This window comes from Ruegeria sp. ABV3_008 (assembly GCF_056161185.1).
In genome coordinates, this window is sequence record NZ_JBSWYP010000002.1 from 141,368 (window position 1) to 156,192 (window position 14,825).

Genomic DNA, 14,825 nt, shown 5'->3' on the forward strand with positions numbered 1-14,825 from the left:
TTTGCTTTTGTATTTGGCGCTGTAGGTCAACCTTGCAGCGATTTCACTTCAACGTCGCCTTCGGCCTGCGCCTTAATTGCCAACGCTGCCGCATGGCTGGCTGCGGCGGTGGTGAAATAGGGGATCTTGTCATACAGAGCGATCGAGCGGATCGACCGGCTGTCTTCCACCGCCTGTGCGCCTTCGGTTGAGTTCATCACCAGCTGAACACCGCCGTCTTTCATCAGGTCAGTCACATCGGGGCGTCCCTCATAGACCTTGTTGACCACTTCGCAAGGTACGCCCTGCGCGTCCAGCCAGGTTTGCGTGCCGCGTGTGGCGACCAGTTCAAAGCCCTGATCGACCAGAACGCGCGCGGCCTCCAACATGTCCGGCCCTTTGTCGGCATCCTTGATCGAGATGAATGCGCGGCCGGATGAGGGCAGCACCATGCCAGCGCCAATCTGTGCCTTCAGGAATGCGCGCGGGAAGTCGCGATCCCAGCCCATGACCTCACCAGTCGAACGCATTTCCGGGCCCAGAATGGTGTCGACGCCAGGGAAGCGTGCGAAGGGCAGCACGGCCTCTTTGACCGAGAACCACGGCATGTCCGGGTCGGCCAGTGTCATCTGGTCGGCGATCTTGCTGTCGTCGACTGTCTTGTAGGGCGGGCGTTTCGGGAAGTCCGCCAGTTTCTCACCCGCCATGACACGCGCGGCGATGGATGCAATTGCGCTGTCGGTGGCTTTGGCGACGAAGGGTACGGTACGCGAGGCGCGGGGGTTTACTTCAATCAGGTAGATCTCACCATCCTTGATCGCGAACTGAACGTTCATAAGGCCGACCACGTTCAACGCCTTGGCCAGTTTGAACGCCTGATCTTTGATCTGCTCGATGATCTCTTTCGACAGCGAGTAGGGCGGCAGCGAACAGGCCGAGTCGCCCGAGTGAACACCCGCCTCTTCGATATGCTGCATGATGCCTGCAACGTGAACGTCGGTGCCATCGCACAGAGCATCGACGTCCAGTTCCACCGCACCAGCCAGATAGCTGTCCAGCAGAACAGGGCTGTCGCCCGAGACCACAACAGCCTCGTTGATGTAGCGCCGCAGCTGATCCATATCGCGCACGATCTCCATCGCGCGGCCGCCCAGAACGTAGGAGGGGCGGATCACCAGCGGGAAGCCGATTTCTTCTGCGATCTCAAGCGCCTGTTCATCGGTCGAAGCGATGCCGTTTTTCGGCTGTTTCAGGCCCAGCTCGTTGACCAGCGCCTGGAAGCGCTCCCGGTCTTCGGCCAGATCAATCGCATCGGGTGTTGTGCCGAGGATCGGAATGCCTTCGGCCTCAAGCGCGTTGGCCAGTTTCAGCGGAGTCTGACCACCGAACTGGACGATGACGCCGTGCAAGGTGCCGTTTTCCTGCTCTTTCGTCAGGATTTCCATCACATGCTCAAAAGTCAGCGGCTCAAAATACAGACGATCCGAGGTGTCATAGTCGGTCGAGACCGTCTCGGGGTTGCAGTTGACCATGATGGTCTCATACCCCGCATCGGTTAGCGCAAAGCAGGCGTGACAGCAGCAATAGTCGAACTCGATGCCCTGACCGATCCGGTTTGGGCCGCCGCCGAGGATGACGACCTTTTTGCGGTCGCTTGGACGTGCCTCGCATTCGACCTCACCCATCATCGGAGCTTCGTAGGTCGAGTACATATAAGGTGTCTGCGCTTCGAATTCGGCGGCGCAGGTGTCAATGCGTTTGAACACGGCCTTTACGCCCAAATTGCGGCGGGCGCGGCGGACGTTGTCTTCGTCACGGCCAGTCAGGTTGCCCAGACGTGCGTCGGTGAAGCCCAGCATTTTCAGTTTTTGGATGCCGTCCTCGGTGACCGGCAGGCCGTCTTTGCGGACCTGGCGCTCGGCCTCGATGATCTCGCGGATGCGGGCCAGGAACCACGGGTCGAATTTGGTAACGCCGAAAATCTCATCGTCGGACAGACCGTGACGCATGGCCTGCGCGATGGTGCGCAGGCGGTCGGGAGTCTGCTGGCTGATTGCTTTAATCACGGTAGCCTTGTCGTCCGCTTCTTCCCAGACACCAACGTTCAGGCCGGGGATTTCGATCTCATCAAAGCCGGTCAGGCCCGATTCCATCGAGGCCAGAGCCTTTTGCATCGATTCGTGGATGGTGCGGCCGATGGACATCGCCTCGCCCACCGATTTCATTGCGGTGGTCAGGTAGGGCTCAGACCCCGGGAACTTCTCAAACGCGAATTTCGGGATCTTTGTGACGACATAGTCAATGGTCGGCTCGAACGACGCGGGCGTGACTTTAGTGATGTCGTTGTCCAACTCGTCCAGCGTGTAGCCGACGGCCAGTTTCGCGGCGATCTTGGCAATCGGGAAACCAGTCGCTTTGGAGGCCAGAGCGGATGAGCGCGATACGCGCGGGTTCATCTCGATTACGACCATGCGGCCATCCTCGGGATTGATCGCCCATTGTACATTCGAACCACCTGTCTCGACGCCGATCTCGCGTAGAACCGCGATCGAGCCATTGCGCATGATCTGATATTCTTTGTCGGTCAACGTCAGGGCAGGGGCCACGGTGATCGAGTCACCCGTATGCACGCCCATCGGGTCGACGTTTTCGATGGAACAGACGATTATGGCGTTGTCGGCAGTGTCGCGCACCACCTCCATCTCGTATTCTTTCCAACCCAGAAGGCTTTCATCGACGAGGATCTGGTTTACCGGCGAGGCATCCATGCCCGAGCGGCAGAAATGGATGTAGTCCTCGCGGTTGTAGGCCACACCGCCCCCTGTACCGCCCAGGGTAAAAGCAGGGCGGATGATGGCGGGCAAGCCGATCTCTTCCAGCTCATCCAGCGCCATTTGCACACCGGCGTCCAGATCGGTGGAGCCGTCTTCGCGCTTGGGGGCGGTCACGATGGTTGCTTTGGGGTTCTCAAGACCCAGACGGTCCATCGCCTCGCGGAACAGGGCGCGGTCTTCGGCCATTTCGATGGCGTCGCGCTTGGCGCCAATCATCTCAACGCCGAACTTGTCCAGCACACCCATCTCTTCCAGCGCGAGCGAGGTGTTCAGGCCTGTTTGGCCACCCATGGTGGGCAGCAGGGCATCGGGGCGCTCTTTCTCGATGATCTTGGCGACCACTTCGGGGGTGATCGGCTCAATATAAGTGGCATCGGCCAGACCCGGATCGGTCATGATCGTCGCCGGGTTCGAGTTCACCAGAATGACCCGGTACCCTTCCTCACGCAGCGCCTTGCAGGCCTGAGCGCCGGAATAGTCGAACTCGCAGGCTTGTCCGATAACAATGGGGCCCGCCCCAATGATCATGATCGACTGGATGTCGGTTCTTCTCGGCATGGCCTTGTTCCTTCGATTGTCAGCGAGTCAGGGCACCGCCCCAGCGCCCAAATTGTCCTGCGTTATAGGGACCGCGCGAAAAGGTGCAAGAGGTATCGGGAACAGAGGTGAAATTGCCGCTTTCCCCCCTTTCCCTTGGCAGAGTATTCTCTATATCGCGCATCACGGCTTATGAGGATGCACTTGCGTATTCGTTTTGATCAGGGACCTGCCGGTCCGGGAACCCGGTTCGACCGGCCATCCCACATCATCCGGGCGGATGCCGCGGACGAGGTGCCACAGGCGTTGGCGGCCCTCGATGCCGCGCGCGCGGCGGGCAGTTGGCTGGCCGGTTATGCCAGCTATGAGCTGGGATATGTGCTGGAACCTCGGCTGCTTGGACTGCTGCCGAATGACCGCAAACTGCCGCTGCTGTGTTTCGGTGTTTATGGCGCTCCGGATCAAAGCGCGCTACCCAAAGCCAAAGGCGGCGTATCCGCGTTTCAGCCGCGTTGGGACGAAAATCGCTACAGTCAGGCCTTTCAGGTGGTGCATGACGCCATCGGGGCAGGGGATATCTATCAGGCGAACCTGACCTTCCCGATTGATCTAACGGTCGATGGGGATAGTGCGGCGCTCTACGCGGCGCTGACATCCGGCCAGCCTGTCGGCCACGGAACGCTGGTTCAACAGGACGGTTTGCCGGACCTTCTCAGCCGCTCGCCCGAGCTGTTTTTCCGCACGGATGAAACCGGTCGCATCGAAACGCGGCCTATGAAGGGCACCCAACCGCGTAGCGAGGACATGGCTGAGGACGCCCGCCGCCGCAATTTCCTGTCTTCGGATGAGAAGAACCGGGCTGAGAACCTGATGATCGTTGACCTGCTGCGCAATGATATCAGCCGCGTGGCGCTGCCCGGTTCTGTTCACGTGCCCGAGTTGTTCAAGGTTGAAACCTATGCCACGGTGCATCAGATGGTCTCACTGGTGCGGGCGCAGCTGCAGGTCGGGGCCGGGTTGTCCGATATCATGACGGCACTGTTCCCCTGTGGTTCCATCACCGGCGCGCCCAAGATCCGTGCGATGGAGATCCTGTCCGAGCTGGAGCCCTGGGCGCGTGATATCTATTGCGGAACCATCGGCTGGGCCGCGCCGGATGGCCGGTCGGAATTCAACGTCGCCATCCGCACACTGATGATGGACGATGGAAACGCCACCCTGAATGTCGGCGGCGGCGTGGTTTGGGACAGCACAGCCCCATCTGAATATGAGGAAGCCCTATGGAAAGCCCGCTTCGCCCACCAGTTGAGCCTGATTTCCGCCTGATCGAAACCCTGGGCTTTCACCCCGATCAGGGTTTCTTGCGGCGCGACGGGCACCTTGACCGCATGGTGCGCACGGCAAAGGCTTTGGCGCTGTCTTTCGACCGCAATGCGGCGCTTGCGATATTGTCCGGCGTTACCAGCGATACCCCCTTGCGGTGTCGGTTGACCATGGATGTCCACGGAGGGTTTGACCTGACCACGGCCGCGTTAGCTGGCAATCCTGAGATCTGGCGGTTGGGGATTTCTCAGACCCGGCTGAACTCGGACGACATATGGTTGCAGCACAAAACCACGCGCCGCGTGGTTTATGATACTGCCCGAGCCTCCCTGCCGGATGGCATTGACGAGCTGCTGTTCTTCAACGAGCGGGAGGAGCTGTGCGAAGGAACCATCACCAATCTGTTCGTTGAAATGCCGGACGGGCGCAGGCTTACTCCTCCTGTGTCCTGCGGTCTTTTGCCGGGCATTCTGCGCGAGCAGCTTTTGGAGGAGGGTTGGGCCGAGGCCGTTCTAACAATGAATGATCTGAAGTCCGCCAAGGCGATATTCATGGGCAACTCTCTGCGTGGCCTGATCCCCGCGAAGCTGGTGGCATTATGAGCAACGACAGCGCGTTGGACCACCGCCCTGTGGCGATGGGGCGCCTGCGGCTTGAATTCGGTGCGTTCTTCGTTGCGGTCCCTCTGCTGATTGCAGTCCTGTTCCCGCCCAACTGGATGTTCCCGGCCTTGTTCGCATTCACAGGGCTGGGCATTGTCCTGTTGCATGCCACACCGGGCTTCCAATGGGCCGAACTTCGCTACAATTGGGCAAACTGGTCGCTCCGCGAACTGGCTGCTTTCACGGCTGTTACAGCACTGTTCTGCACCGCGCTGATCCACCTGACCCGCCCGGACGCCGCCTTTTTCCTTTTGATACACCGGCCCGAGATGCTGGCCTTTATCTGGGTCGGCTATCCGCTACTGTCTGCGCTACCGCAAGAGCTGTTGTTCCGCCCGCTGTTTTACCGCCGCTACCATGCGATCCTGCCTGACGGTCGCAAGGCCGACCTCCTGAACGCGGCCATCTTTTCCTTCGCCCATCTGATGTATTGGAGCTGGATTGTCGCCGTCATGACCTTTGTCGGCGGCCTGCTATTCAGCTGGGCCTATCGCAAACGAGGGTCCTTCTTCTACGCGGTGCTGTTGCACGCGATTGCGGGGAATATCATCTTTGCCGTGGGTCTGGGCGTGTATTTCTATTCTGGCAACGTTCAAAGGCCGTTTTGACGGCGCGACCTGCCTTGACTTTCCAAGCCTGACAGGGTGTATCGGCGCGACGAATTCTGCGCCCGAAGGGATATTCCATGCACGCCTATCGCAGCCACACCTGCGCCGCTCTGACCGCCGCCAATGTCGGTGAAACCGTCCGCCTGTCCGGTTGGGTGCATCGGGTCCGAGATCATGGCGGCGTGCTGTTCATCGACCTGCGCGACCATTTCGGTGTGACACAAGTTCTGTGCGACGGCGACAGCGCGGCTTTTGCTGAGTTGGAGAAGGTGCGCTCGGAATGGTGTATTCGCATCGACGGCACCGTCAAAGCGCGTGACGCTGATCTGGTGAACCCGAAACTGCCCACCGGCGAGATCGAGGTTTACGTGCGTGAGCTGGAGGTTCTGGGCGCTGCAGACGAACTGCCGCTGATGGTGTTCGGCGATCAGGAATACCCCGAGGAAACCCGCCTGCGCTATCGCTACCTCGACCTGCGCCGCGAGGCGATGCAGCAGAACATGACCCTGCGCTCGGACGTTGTGGCCTCGATGCGTCGCCGCATGTGGGATCAGGGCTTCCGCGAGTACCAGACACCGATCATCACCGCCTCGTCGCCCGAAGGCGCCCGCGACTTCCTTGTGCCGTCGCGTCTGCATCCGGGCAAGTTCTATGCACTGCCGCAGGCCCCGCAGCAGTTCAAACAGCTGATCATGGTGTCGGGCTTCGACAAGTATTTCCAGATCGCACCGTGCTTCCGGGACGAAGACCCGCGCGCGGATCGTTCGCCCACCGATTTCTACCAGCTCGATCTTGAGATGTCTTTTGTCGAACAGCAGGATGTGTTCGACACCATCCAGCCCGTTTTGACCGGCGTGTTCGAAGAGTTCGGTGGCGGCCGCAAGGTCGATCAGGAATGGCCTCAGATTTCCTACAAGGATGCGGCCCTGTGGTACGGCTCCGACAAGCCCGACCTGCGGAACCCTATCAAAATGCAAGTGGTCTCCGACCACTTCCGCGGTTCTGGCTTCGCGATTTTCGCAAAGCTATTGGAGCAAGAAGGCACCGAAATCCGCGCCATCCCAGCGCCGACTGGCGGGAGCCGCAAATTCTGTGACCGTATGAATGCCTTTGCCCAGAAAGAGGGTTTGCCAGGGATGGGTTACATCTTCTGGCGCGATCAGGGCGAAGGGATGGAAGCCGCTGGTCCTCTTGCCAAAAACATCGGGCCTGAGCGGACCGAGGCGATCCGTCAGCAGCTGGGTTTGGGCGTCGGCGATGCCGCGTTCTTCTTGGGGGGTAAGCCGAAAGCCTTTGAAAAGGTGGCCGGTAAAGCCCGTGACGTAATCGGTGACGAACTGAACCTGACCGAAAAAGACCGCTTTGCCTTTGCCTGGATTGTGGATTTCCCGATCTACGAGCAAGACGAAGAAACCGGCGCGATCGACTTTGAACACAACCCGTTCTCGATGCCGCAGGGTGGGATGGAGGCGCTGAACGGCAATCCTCTGGACGTGCGCGGCTATCAGTACGATCTGGCCTGTAACGGGTATGAGCTGGTCTCGGGCGCGATCCGGAACCACAAGCCGGAAATCATGCTGAAAGCTTTTGAGCTGGCAGGCTATGGTGAGGACGAAGTGAAATCCCGCTTTGGTGCCCTGTTCAACGCGTTCCACTACGGCGCGCCGCCACACGGTGGCTGTGCTGCGGGCATCGACCGGATCGTGATGCTTCTTGCGGACGAAGCCAACATCCGTGAGGTCATGATGTTCCCGATGAACCAACGCGCCGAAGATCTGATGATGGATGCGCCCTCTGACCCAAGCTCGGATCAATTGATGGAACTCGGGCTGCGCATCATCCCGCAGGAATAAATAAACAACCGCCCGCATCAAGCGGGCGGTTTGCGTTTGAGGGGGTGAAACAAAGCAGTTGCTGCGTATCACCTGATCGCGCCGATCATTAGGGGCAAGAATGCGTTTGTGTTTCGGTTCTGTCTCGTCACCTCAATCCCTGGATATACCTGTGACATTCTCGGGACCGTGGTGCCGCTCAGTGCTTCAAGCAAACCTGACATAGATCGCTTCGGGTTAAACCTGTGATACGAATACCCTGCCACGCTTTCAGCGTTCTCGGGACATTCGTGTCACTTGATGATTCAGGTGAAACCCGAAACGCTTTAGTCCAGAGGATTGGCCACCCCGATCCGTTTCGCGCGGATGGCCCGAGCCGAGTTGCGGGCCTGTCGGTACATCCACAAACACAACAAGGATGCGGTGATGAAATAGGCGGTGATCAATTCAGATAGCCTCTTTCTGCTGCAATCTGTCTTGAACGATCCCAGCAACCTGTGCGGCGCGTGCGGTGATCGGCGTGCCCTCGGAGCGCGAAGCGGCAAGGTCCTTTGCCGCCTTGATCAAGACCAGATCATTGGCCTCACGCGCGACGCTGCCAAGAAACTGGGCTGCATAGTCCAAAGTGCGGTGATCATTCGGACCGGCCAGCACATCGGCGATATGGGCCATATCGTCCTGATAGGCGAGGGGGTCGGGGTGAATCTGCTCATCCCGGACGGCGTGTAGCTCGCTGGGGCGGCGGCCTTCGGGCAGCAGCTCGAGAATGGTTCTTTGAAAGAAGGCCATGGATTTGATTGGCTTGTCCAGAAATCCATCTGCCCCGGCCTGTATCGCCTGTTCGCGAGCGCAATCATCGCCGGACATGCCAAGGATTACGCCGATCCGAGGGGTCGCCTGCGTCAGTTCGGCAATCAGATCGGCGCCCGAGCCATCTGGCAGCCCCATATCCACGACGATGATCGAGGGGCGATAGATCTGCAAGTGACGCCGGGCCGATTTCAGGCAATCTGCACGCCGGATCCGCGCGCCGCTGTGCAAGCACATCAGGCGGATCACGTCGCAGGAGTATCGGCTGTCTTCGACAACCAGAATGGTCTGTCCCCGCAACGGTCGGGTCGCGGTGGGTGTGGCAATGGTGGTCAATAGTCCCGAATCGTCCATGGCAGCTCTCCTATCCAGCAGATGCCTCACGCTAGGAACTTCTGGCTAACACAGGGTTAACGGGCAATTTGGCGCACTTGTTCTTTGGCCGGGCAGCCCCCATAACCCAAGCAACGCAGGACAGAGGAGACTATCATGATTGGACGCCTGAACCACGTTGCCATCGCCGTTCCGGACCTTGAGACCGCATCGGATCAATACCGCAATGCGCTGGGCGCCAAGGTGGGAGCGCCTCAGGATGAACCCGATCATGGTGTGACGGTTGTCTTCATCGAATTGCCTAATACGAAGATTGAACTTTTGTACCCCTTGGGCGAGGACAGCCCGATCAACGGGTTTCTGGAAAAGAACCCCGCCGGAGGTATCCATCATGTCTGCTATGAGGTCGACGATATCATCGCCGCGCGTGACCACCTTAAGGAAACCGGCGCGCGTGTGCTAGGCTCCGGAGAGCCCAAGATCGGTGCCCATGGCAAACCGGTGCTGTTCTTGCACCCCAAAGATTTCAACGGTTGCCTTGTCGAGTTGGAACAGGTGTAACGCCAGCCCGGAGGGCCTGACATGACTATCACTGCCGCTTTGGTTCTGTTTGCCGTCATCTGGTTCATGACGCTGCTGATCGTTCTGCCTATTCGTATCAAGACGCAGGGCGATCTGGGGGATATCGTTCCGGGCACCCATGCGGGTGCGCCGGAAGAGCATCACATGAAAAAGAAAATGTGGATCACCACCGGCATTTCGATCGTTCTATGGGCGATCATCGCCGGGATCATCCTGTCGGGTGCGATTTCGGTGCGCGACTTCGACTGGTTGAACCAATTGGAGCCGCGCTGACCTTAGGTGTCCGAAAGCTTGTGGTAAATATGAGTGAACGTGGCCGCCCCGAGGATCGGGATCACAAGGTTCACCAAAGGAACGGAAAGCGGGATCGCCATCAGCGTTCCTGCAGCCCAGATGGTGGTGACGTGTTTGGCGCGTAGCTTGCGTGCCCCGTCACGGCCCAAGCGGCGCATAGCCGCCAGCGTAAAGTACTCTCGACCCAGCAGGAAACCGTTCATCGCCCAGAAAATGAAGGGCGCGAAGGGTGGGAAGATCGCGTAGAGGATCAGCGCAAGAATATTGGCTAGGATCAGTACACCCAAAAAGCCCAACCCATCCATGACGGCCTCGGAGACCGGTATCCTTGGGGCTTTGGGCAGGGTTGGATAATGCTCGTCCTCAACCGCCTGTGCCACGTCCTCGAGAAAGATCGAGGTGATGGCCGAGGCGACCGGCACCATCAGGAACACCGGCAACACCAGCACTAGAAAAATGCCTGAGTAGTTCAGCACGTCGTTCAACCAGGAAACCGTGCCGACAAATGGCAGTGATATCTCGTTTCCAGACAGCGAATTGATGAACCAGATCGCGCCCGCGCAGGCGAGGATCAGCAACAGGATCGTCAGCCCGATGCCCCGAAACAGGACAGAGCGAAATTTTGGGTCTCCGATCTGACCCAGCGCTGCAAAAAACGCGTTGAGGATGATCATTCCGCGACCCAGTCCGTCAGGGCGGCAACATCAGGCCGTGGGCGCTCGGGCGGGGCGCTGCCTTCGGTGGCGATGTGAATCAGGCCCGCGACGCTTTCATTGTCTGCCAGCCCAAATGCCTTTTGGCAGAAGGCACGGTCATGGGTCTGCCAGCCGGACAGCCAGTTGGCGCCCCATCCTGCGGCCAATGCGGCGTTCAGCAGCGCCAGACAGACCGCGCCCACCGAATAGGTCTGTTCGATGGCCGGGATTTTCTCGGACGGTTTCTGGACCTCGATCACGGCCACGGCCAGATGTCCCAGATCGAACTGGCTGCGCGCCTTTGCGATGTCTTCGGGGCTTTTGCCCAAAGCAGTGCCGCAGTCCTCGGTCAGGCCGGCCAGACGTGCCATGGCGCCTTTTTCCAGCACGATGAACCGCCAAGGCTCAAGCTTGCCATGATCAGGGCTGCGCGCGGCTGCGGTCAGCAGAGGCAACAGCTCATCCCGCGTCGGAGCCGGCGCGATCAGCGTTTTTGCCGGACGAGAGCGGCGCACCTGCAGAAATTCCAGCGCGGCGGGGTTTTTCAGGGACATATGTTAACTTCCTTTACATCAGCGGTTTGTATTTTGGTTGCCACGGCTTGGGTTTCAAGGGGCGGGGCAAGTTCGCTGGGTCTTTTTCGCCCGGTCGATGCGGCCTGCGAAAAAGGGGTTTGAATGGCTACGTTTGCGATATCTAAGGCATCGGCGTGTCGCCGTCCACGCGCGCGCTATCGGAGCCTTATTCCTGCGTTTCGCGAATTTGATAGACGCCTTCGGGCAGGTCCAGCGCGGCTGCCAGATCACGTACCTGTTCAGGCGACAGTGTTATTTTCTGGACCTCACCGGTGCGGGGATCGAATTGCTCCAACGTTACACATTCCGCGAAGCTGTTGATGACGACGTCCTCGTTCAAAGGCTTGTCGCCTTCATCAACCAGCGTAATCACCGTCGAGTCGAATTCATGCTCAATCGAAAACATGAGTTCAGAGTGCGCGCGACCGCCTCGCAATGCAAGTCGTTTGGGCGCGATCCGGGTATGGTCGTGCCGACACGCGCGCGCTATGTTCCCCTTAAGGCCTGACCGCTTGAAGGAAACGTGATGCGTCGACTCATTCTTCTGGTGATTGCACTGTTTCTGGCGGCATGCAGCGCAGAAACCCTGCGTGAGCAATCCGTCGCCGAGTGGGAGGCCTCGGACGCGCCCGTGACGGTTGAGACCTTCCGTGAGGTGAGCCAGGCAATCGGTGACGAAGCACGCGCGCAATGTCTGCGTACCTCAAAAGGGCAGAACTGCGACTTCCGGATTCTGGTAGACTTGAACCCCAAGGCTCCGGCCAATGCGTTTCAAACACTGGATGACAAAAAACAGCCGGTAATCATTTTTACCCGCTCGATGATCCAGTCTGCCCAGAACGCGGATGAGCTGGCCTTTGTCATGGGCCATGAGGCGGCGCATCACGTTCTGAGTCATATCGCCCGTCAAAGCGAAAACGCCAGCGCCAGTGCCGCGAAATTCGGAGACTTGGCGCGGCTTCGCGGCGGCAGCGACGCCGAGATTGAAGAGGCGCAGAAACTGGGTGCTAAAGTGGGCGTGCAGGCATATGTCCAGACCTTTGAGCTTGAGGCCGATCAACTGGGAACCATCATTACCTATAATGCCGGATATAACCCCTTGGTCGGTGCCAAGTACTTCGACCGCATTCCGGATCCTGCTGACAAGTTCCTCAGCACACATCCGCCCAACGCGCAGCGTGTGCAAATCGTTCAGCAAACGGCCCGGCAGCTTGGATTGACCCAATGATGGATGTGTTGCGGATGGGGGTTGTCCTGACGGACCGGGGCTCGAAATACGCGGTCTCGGGCGCGCACGTCGAATCGCGGGCCGAGATTGATGCGGTTCTGGACGCGCTGCGTTCGGACAAAAGCTATGCCAAGGCCACGCACAATACATGGGCGGCGGTTCTGCCGACGGGCGGGTTGAAGGCGGACGATGGCGAAAGCGGCGCTGGCATGGTGATCCTACGCATGTTGGAGCGTGAAGAGCTGCGCAATCACGTGATCATCGTCACCCGCTGGTATGGCGGCAAGAAACTGGGCGGAGACCGCTTTCGTCGCGTTCAGGACGCCACGCGCGCCTATCTGGACCGGATTAGCGCCCCAATTTGACCTGAATCAAAGTCCTATGGCGCATGCTTGCTACCCTGTTTGCCAGCGCGACAGGGAAAGGACGCAACATGCCCAGCCTGAAATCACTGCGATTGCATGCCGGTTTGGTGGACGACATGGCAAACATGCTGGATGTCGATCTGGAGGAAGCCACTATCCGGGGCGATGTGTCTATGGACCAGCTTTCAGACGCAGTACTGCGCTGCACCGATTGCCCTAGTCCCGACAATTGCCAAACGCTGCTGGCTCAAGCGTCGTCTCTAAGCCGGACCCCTGAATACTGCCGCAACAAAGACTTGCTGCATAAGCTGATGCCCTAGCGCGGGTTGGTAGGATGCCGCATCTGGGAAACATCATGACCCATTTTCGTCTGGTCCTGCGCATGGGGCAGACGACCGGCGCAGATCTTGTTCAGGCGCATCGGTCCGGCAAGCTCAGCCAAGAGGAATGGGCTGAGATGATCCAGTTCTGCCGGGGGTGCTCATCTGCGCAGGATTGCCCCGAATGGATGGATCGGCAGGCCGCGGGCGCAGACGCGCCGCAGACCTGTCCGAATCGGGCGAAATTTGCCGCGCTCAAGGCCGCGCAAACCGAACAGGCCTGAAGTCTCAGGACCTGATCTCACAATCAGAGCTTTGAATGCGATCCGTCGCACAGGGGTTGCTTGGACGTATGTTTACACCCGCAGAAGAACACCTTTTTGCTGGCCTCAGCGGTGTATTTGACCGGCTCAAACGTGCTGCCTTTGTGGGAGCCATCGCAGAAAGGTTGCCGCTTGGACTGGCCGCAGGAGCACCAGAAATAGCTTTTCCCTTCTTCGACCTCGACGGGAATGGGCGAGTCTTGGGCGATGGTAGGCGATTGAGACATTTGGCTACTCCGTTCTTTGGCTCATGTCTAAAAAAAGTCTAGGGTTGTGTTTCGAAAAAGGTAGCCTGTCTTGGCGAGTAGGTCGCAATTTGCCGGTCATGCTGGCATGGAATCGCTGCGTTTCACGGTTTTGTGATTGATTCTGTTGCCAGATTGCTTGTCAGCCCGTATTCTGGTCGTGGCCCCGAAAATTGGGCAATATCAGCAAAGTAATAAAGGAATGATGGACATGAAACTGAAGTTTGCCGCCGTTGGTGCGTTTGCTCTGATCCTGACTGCTTGTGCGCAGCAGGAAGAACCGACCCCAGTATACGTTCAGCCGAGCTATGATAAAGCTGGCACACCAAGCTGCCCGGGCGGGTATCAGCTGGCCACAACCGAAGCAGGCCAGACTGTCTGTGACCCGATACAATAAAGGTTTTGCAGGCGGCCCCGATGCGGGCCGTCTGCACATTCGACGGAGTGGATGCCGCCCTCGGGGCGGTTTTTTCTTGCCCATTGCACCGCAGGCGTCAACCGTTCAAAACGGCAAGAAAGCAATCGCCCGAGGACCCATGCTCAATTTCTTTTCCCGCCTCAAGGACCGCACCAAATGGAGCTGGCAAGGATTGGCCGCCACCTGGCGGGAGGAGTACTCTTTTCGCGTCTGGGGTTATGCCAACCTGATCTCGGCGGTGCTTGCTGTGTGGCTGCCGATCAGCGGGGCAGAGCGTGGGTTAGTCTTTGTCATGGGTGTCCTGGTGCTTGTGGCCGAGCTGTTCAACACGGCCATCGAACGCGCGGTTGACTATACCTCGACGGACCATCACCCGCTGGCCGGACAGGCCAAAGATGCTGCGAGCGCTGCTGTTGCGTTGACAGCGATAGCGGCTGGGATTGCCTGGGCGGTGGCATTGATTGGCCTAGTCTAGCACGCTTTAAGTTACACTTGAAATTCTTCGGTTGGCTCAACGAAACTTGCGATGTATCCTGTGGCGTAGACCAAATGATCTGTGTTTCAGATGCCGCGGCCTGTGATGCTTGAGAACCAGTTTACGACGCGGATGCAGGACACGTTTGGCCGGTTTGACCCTGTGCTTGATGACCGGAGCGGCGTGATGCCGGTGAACAAAGTGTTTGCTGCGCTTGTGAATCACCAGTTTGTTGCCACCGACTGACAAAATCTTGACCGCGCCGCCATGCGCGTGCTGCGCCGCCACCGGAGGCGCCAGCATCATGGCCGCTACCGCCAGCATTTTGAAATGCGATGAAATCGTCGGAAACCGAAACATGAAACCCTCCAACCCGTGTCATGTTCA

General features: G+C 58.8%; 19 protein-coding genes. 12 read left to right on the forward strand and 7 right to left on the reverse strand.

All coding sequences use genetic code 11. The annotated features are described in order from the left end of the window. Positions 1-26: 26 nt before the first annotated feature. Positions 27-3,371, reverse strand: coding sequence for a carbamoyl-phosphate synthase large subunit (gene carB, locus ACXAH8_RS04800; RefSeq protein WP_475216501.1), 3,345 nt, complete (start codon positions 3,369-3,371; stop codon positions 27-29). A 177-nt stretch (positions 3,372-3,548) separates the two neighbouring features. Between carB and ACXAH8_RS04805 the strand changes: the two genes are divergently transcribed. From ACXAH8_RS04805 to aspS, 4 genes are all read left to right on the forward strand, one after another. After that, entirely contained in the window at positions 3,549-4,676 is a 1,128-nt protein-coding gene (locus ACXAH8_RS04805) for an aminodeoxychorismate synthase component I (RefSeq protein ID WP_475216503.1), read from the forward strand. Then, positions 4,631-5,275, forward strand: a complete 645-nt coding sequence (locus ACXAH8_RS04810) for an aminotransferase class IV family protein (RefSeq protein ID WP_475216505.1) — start codon at positions 4,631-4,633, stop codon at positions 5,273-5,275. The genes ACXAH8_RS04805 and ACXAH8_RS04810 overlap by 46 nt, the downstream gene beginning before the upstream one ends. Continuing rightward, entirely contained in the window at positions 5,272-5,943 is a 672-nt protein-coding gene (locus ACXAH8_RS04815) for a CPBP family intramembrane glutamic endopeptidase (RefSeq protein ID WP_475216507.1), read from the forward strand. Before ACXAH8_RS04810 ends, ACXAH8_RS04815 begins: the two co-directional genes overlap by 4 nt. A gap of 77 nt (positions 5,944-6,020) precedes the next feature. Next, positions 6,021-7,796: an aspartate--tRNA ligase gene (gene aspS / locus ACXAH8_RS04820; protein WP_475216509.1), complete on the forward strand. Its 1,776-nt coding sequence runs from the start codon at positions 6,021-6,023 to the stop codon at positions 7,794-7,796. A 426-nt stretch (positions 7,797-8,222) separates the two neighbouring features. Here the strand turns inward: aspS and ACXAH8_RS04825 are convergent, their stop codons facing one another. Continuing rightward, positions 8,223-8,939 (reverse strand): response regulator, encoded by a 717-nt coding sequence (locus ACXAH8_RS04825; RefSeq protein WP_475216511.1) that lies wholly within the window; start codon positions 8,937-8,939, stop codon positions 8,223-8,225. Positions 8,940-9,074: 135 nt separating this feature from the next. Between ACXAH8_RS04825 and mce the strand changes: the two genes are divergently transcribed. Both mce and ACXAH8_RS04835 read left to right on the forward strand, forming a co-directional pair. Continuing rightward, positions 9,075-9,479 (forward strand): methylmalonyl-CoA epimerase, encoded by a 405-nt coding sequence (mce, locus tag ACXAH8_RS04830; RefSeq protein ID WP_475216513.1) that lies wholly within the window; start codon positions 9,075-9,077, stop codon positions 9,477-9,479. 21 nt (positions 9,480-9,500) lie between these two features. Beyond that, complete coding sequence (locus tag ACXAH8_RS04835) at positions 9,501-9,773, forward strand: DUF1467 family protein (protein ID WP_170374730.1); 273 nt, start codon at positions 9,501-9,503, stop codon at positions 9,771-9,773. A 2-nt stretch (positions 9,774-9,775) separates the two neighbouring features. On the opposite strand, the gene ACXAH8_RS04840 is transcribed toward ACXAH8_RS04835, so the two are convergent. From ACXAH8_RS04840 to ACXAH8_RS04850, 3 genes are all read right to left on the reverse strand, one after another. After that, positions 9,776-10,468 carry an EI24 domain-containing protein gene (locus tag ACXAH8_RS04840; protein WP_475216515.1) on the reverse strand — a complete coding sequence of 231 codons (693 nt, stop codon included), beginning with the start codon at positions 10,466-10,468 and terminating at the stop codon, positions 9,776-9,778. Continuing rightward, positions 10,465-11,043, reverse strand: coding sequence for a nitroreductase family protein (locus tag ACXAH8_RS04845; RefSeq protein ID WP_475216517.1), 579 nt, complete (start codon positions 11,041-11,043; stop codon positions 10,465-10,467). The genes ACXAH8_RS04840 and ACXAH8_RS04845 overlap by 4 nt, the downstream gene beginning before the upstream one ends. A 187-nt stretch (positions 11,044-11,230) precedes the next feature. Beyond that, the gene (locus ACXAH8_RS04850; protein WP_170375333.1) at positions 11,231-11,470 is read right to left on the reverse strand and encodes a hypothetical protein; all 240 of its coding nucleotides are present in this window, start codon (positions 11,468-11,470) and stop codon (positions 11,231-11,233) included. A 120-nt stretch (positions 11,471-11,590) separates the two neighbouring features. Here ACXAH8_RS04850 and ACXAH8_RS04855 point away from each other — a divergent pair, with 120 nt between their 5' ends. From ACXAH8_RS04855 to ACXAH8_RS04870, 4 genes are read left to right on the forward strand one after another with little or no spacing between them, the layout of a single operon-like run. Then, positions 11,591-12,292 carry a M48 family metallopeptidase gene (locus ACXAH8_RS04855; RefSeq protein WP_475216519.1) on the forward strand — a complete coding sequence of 234 codons (702 nt, stop codon included), beginning with the start codon at positions 11,591-11,593 and terminating at the stop codon, positions 12,290-12,292. After that, positions 12,289-12,657 carry a YigZ family protein gene (locus ACXAH8_RS04860; protein ID WP_475216521.1) on the forward strand — a complete coding sequence of 123 codons (369 nt, stop codon included), beginning with the start codon at positions 12,289-12,291 and terminating at the stop codon, positions 12,655-12,657. The genes ACXAH8_RS04855 and ACXAH8_RS04860 overlap by 4 nt, the downstream gene beginning before the upstream one ends. 23 nt (positions 12,658-12,680) lie before the next feature. After that, entirely contained in the window at positions 12,681-12,977 is a 297-nt protein-coding gene (locus ACXAH8_RS04865) for a DUF6455 family protein (protein ID WP_475216523.1), read from the forward strand. A gap of 14 nt (positions 12,978-12,991) precedes the next feature. Then, on the forward strand, positions 12,992-13,261 hold the full coding sequence (locus tag ACXAH8_RS04870; protein WP_170767459.1) for a DUF6455 family protein: 270 nt from the start codon (positions 12,992-12,994) through the stop codon (positions 13,259-13,261). A gap of 23 nt (positions 13,262-13,284) precedes the next feature. Here the strand turns inward: ACXAH8_RS04870 and ACXAH8_RS04875 are convergent, their stop codons facing one another. Beyond that, entirely contained in the window at positions 13,285-13,527 is a 243-nt protein-coding gene (locus ACXAH8_RS04875; RefSeq protein WP_170374744.1) for a CDGSH iron-sulfur domain-containing protein, read from the reverse strand. A gap of 229 nt (positions 13,528-13,756) precedes the next feature. On the opposite strand from ACXAH8_RS04875, the gene ACXAH8_RS04880 reads away from it, so the two are divergent. Both ACXAH8_RS04880 and ACXAH8_RS04885 read left to right on the forward strand, forming a co-directional pair. Continuing rightward, on the forward strand, positions 13,757-13,942 hold the full coding sequence (locus tag ACXAH8_RS04880) for a hypothetical protein (RefSeq protein ID WP_425085163.1): 186 nt from the start codon (positions 13,757-13,759) through the stop codon (positions 13,940-13,942). Positions 13,943-14,081: 139 nt separating this feature from the next. Continuing rightward, a complete protein-coding gene (locus ACXAH8_RS04885; RefSeq protein WP_475216525.1) occupies positions 14,082-14,438 on the forward strand; it encodes a diacylglycerol kinase in 357 nt (118 codons plus the stop codon). Positions 14,439-14,474: 36 nt separating this feature from the next. Here ACXAH8_RS04885 and ACXAH8_RS04890 read toward each other — a convergent pair whose 3' ends face one another. Next, positions 14,475-14,798 (reverse strand): hypothetical protein, encoded by a 324-nt coding sequence (locus tag ACXAH8_RS04890; protein WP_475216527.1) that lies wholly within the window; start codon positions 14,796-14,798, stop codon positions 14,475-14,477. Positions 14,799-14,825: the final 27 nt, after the last annotated feature.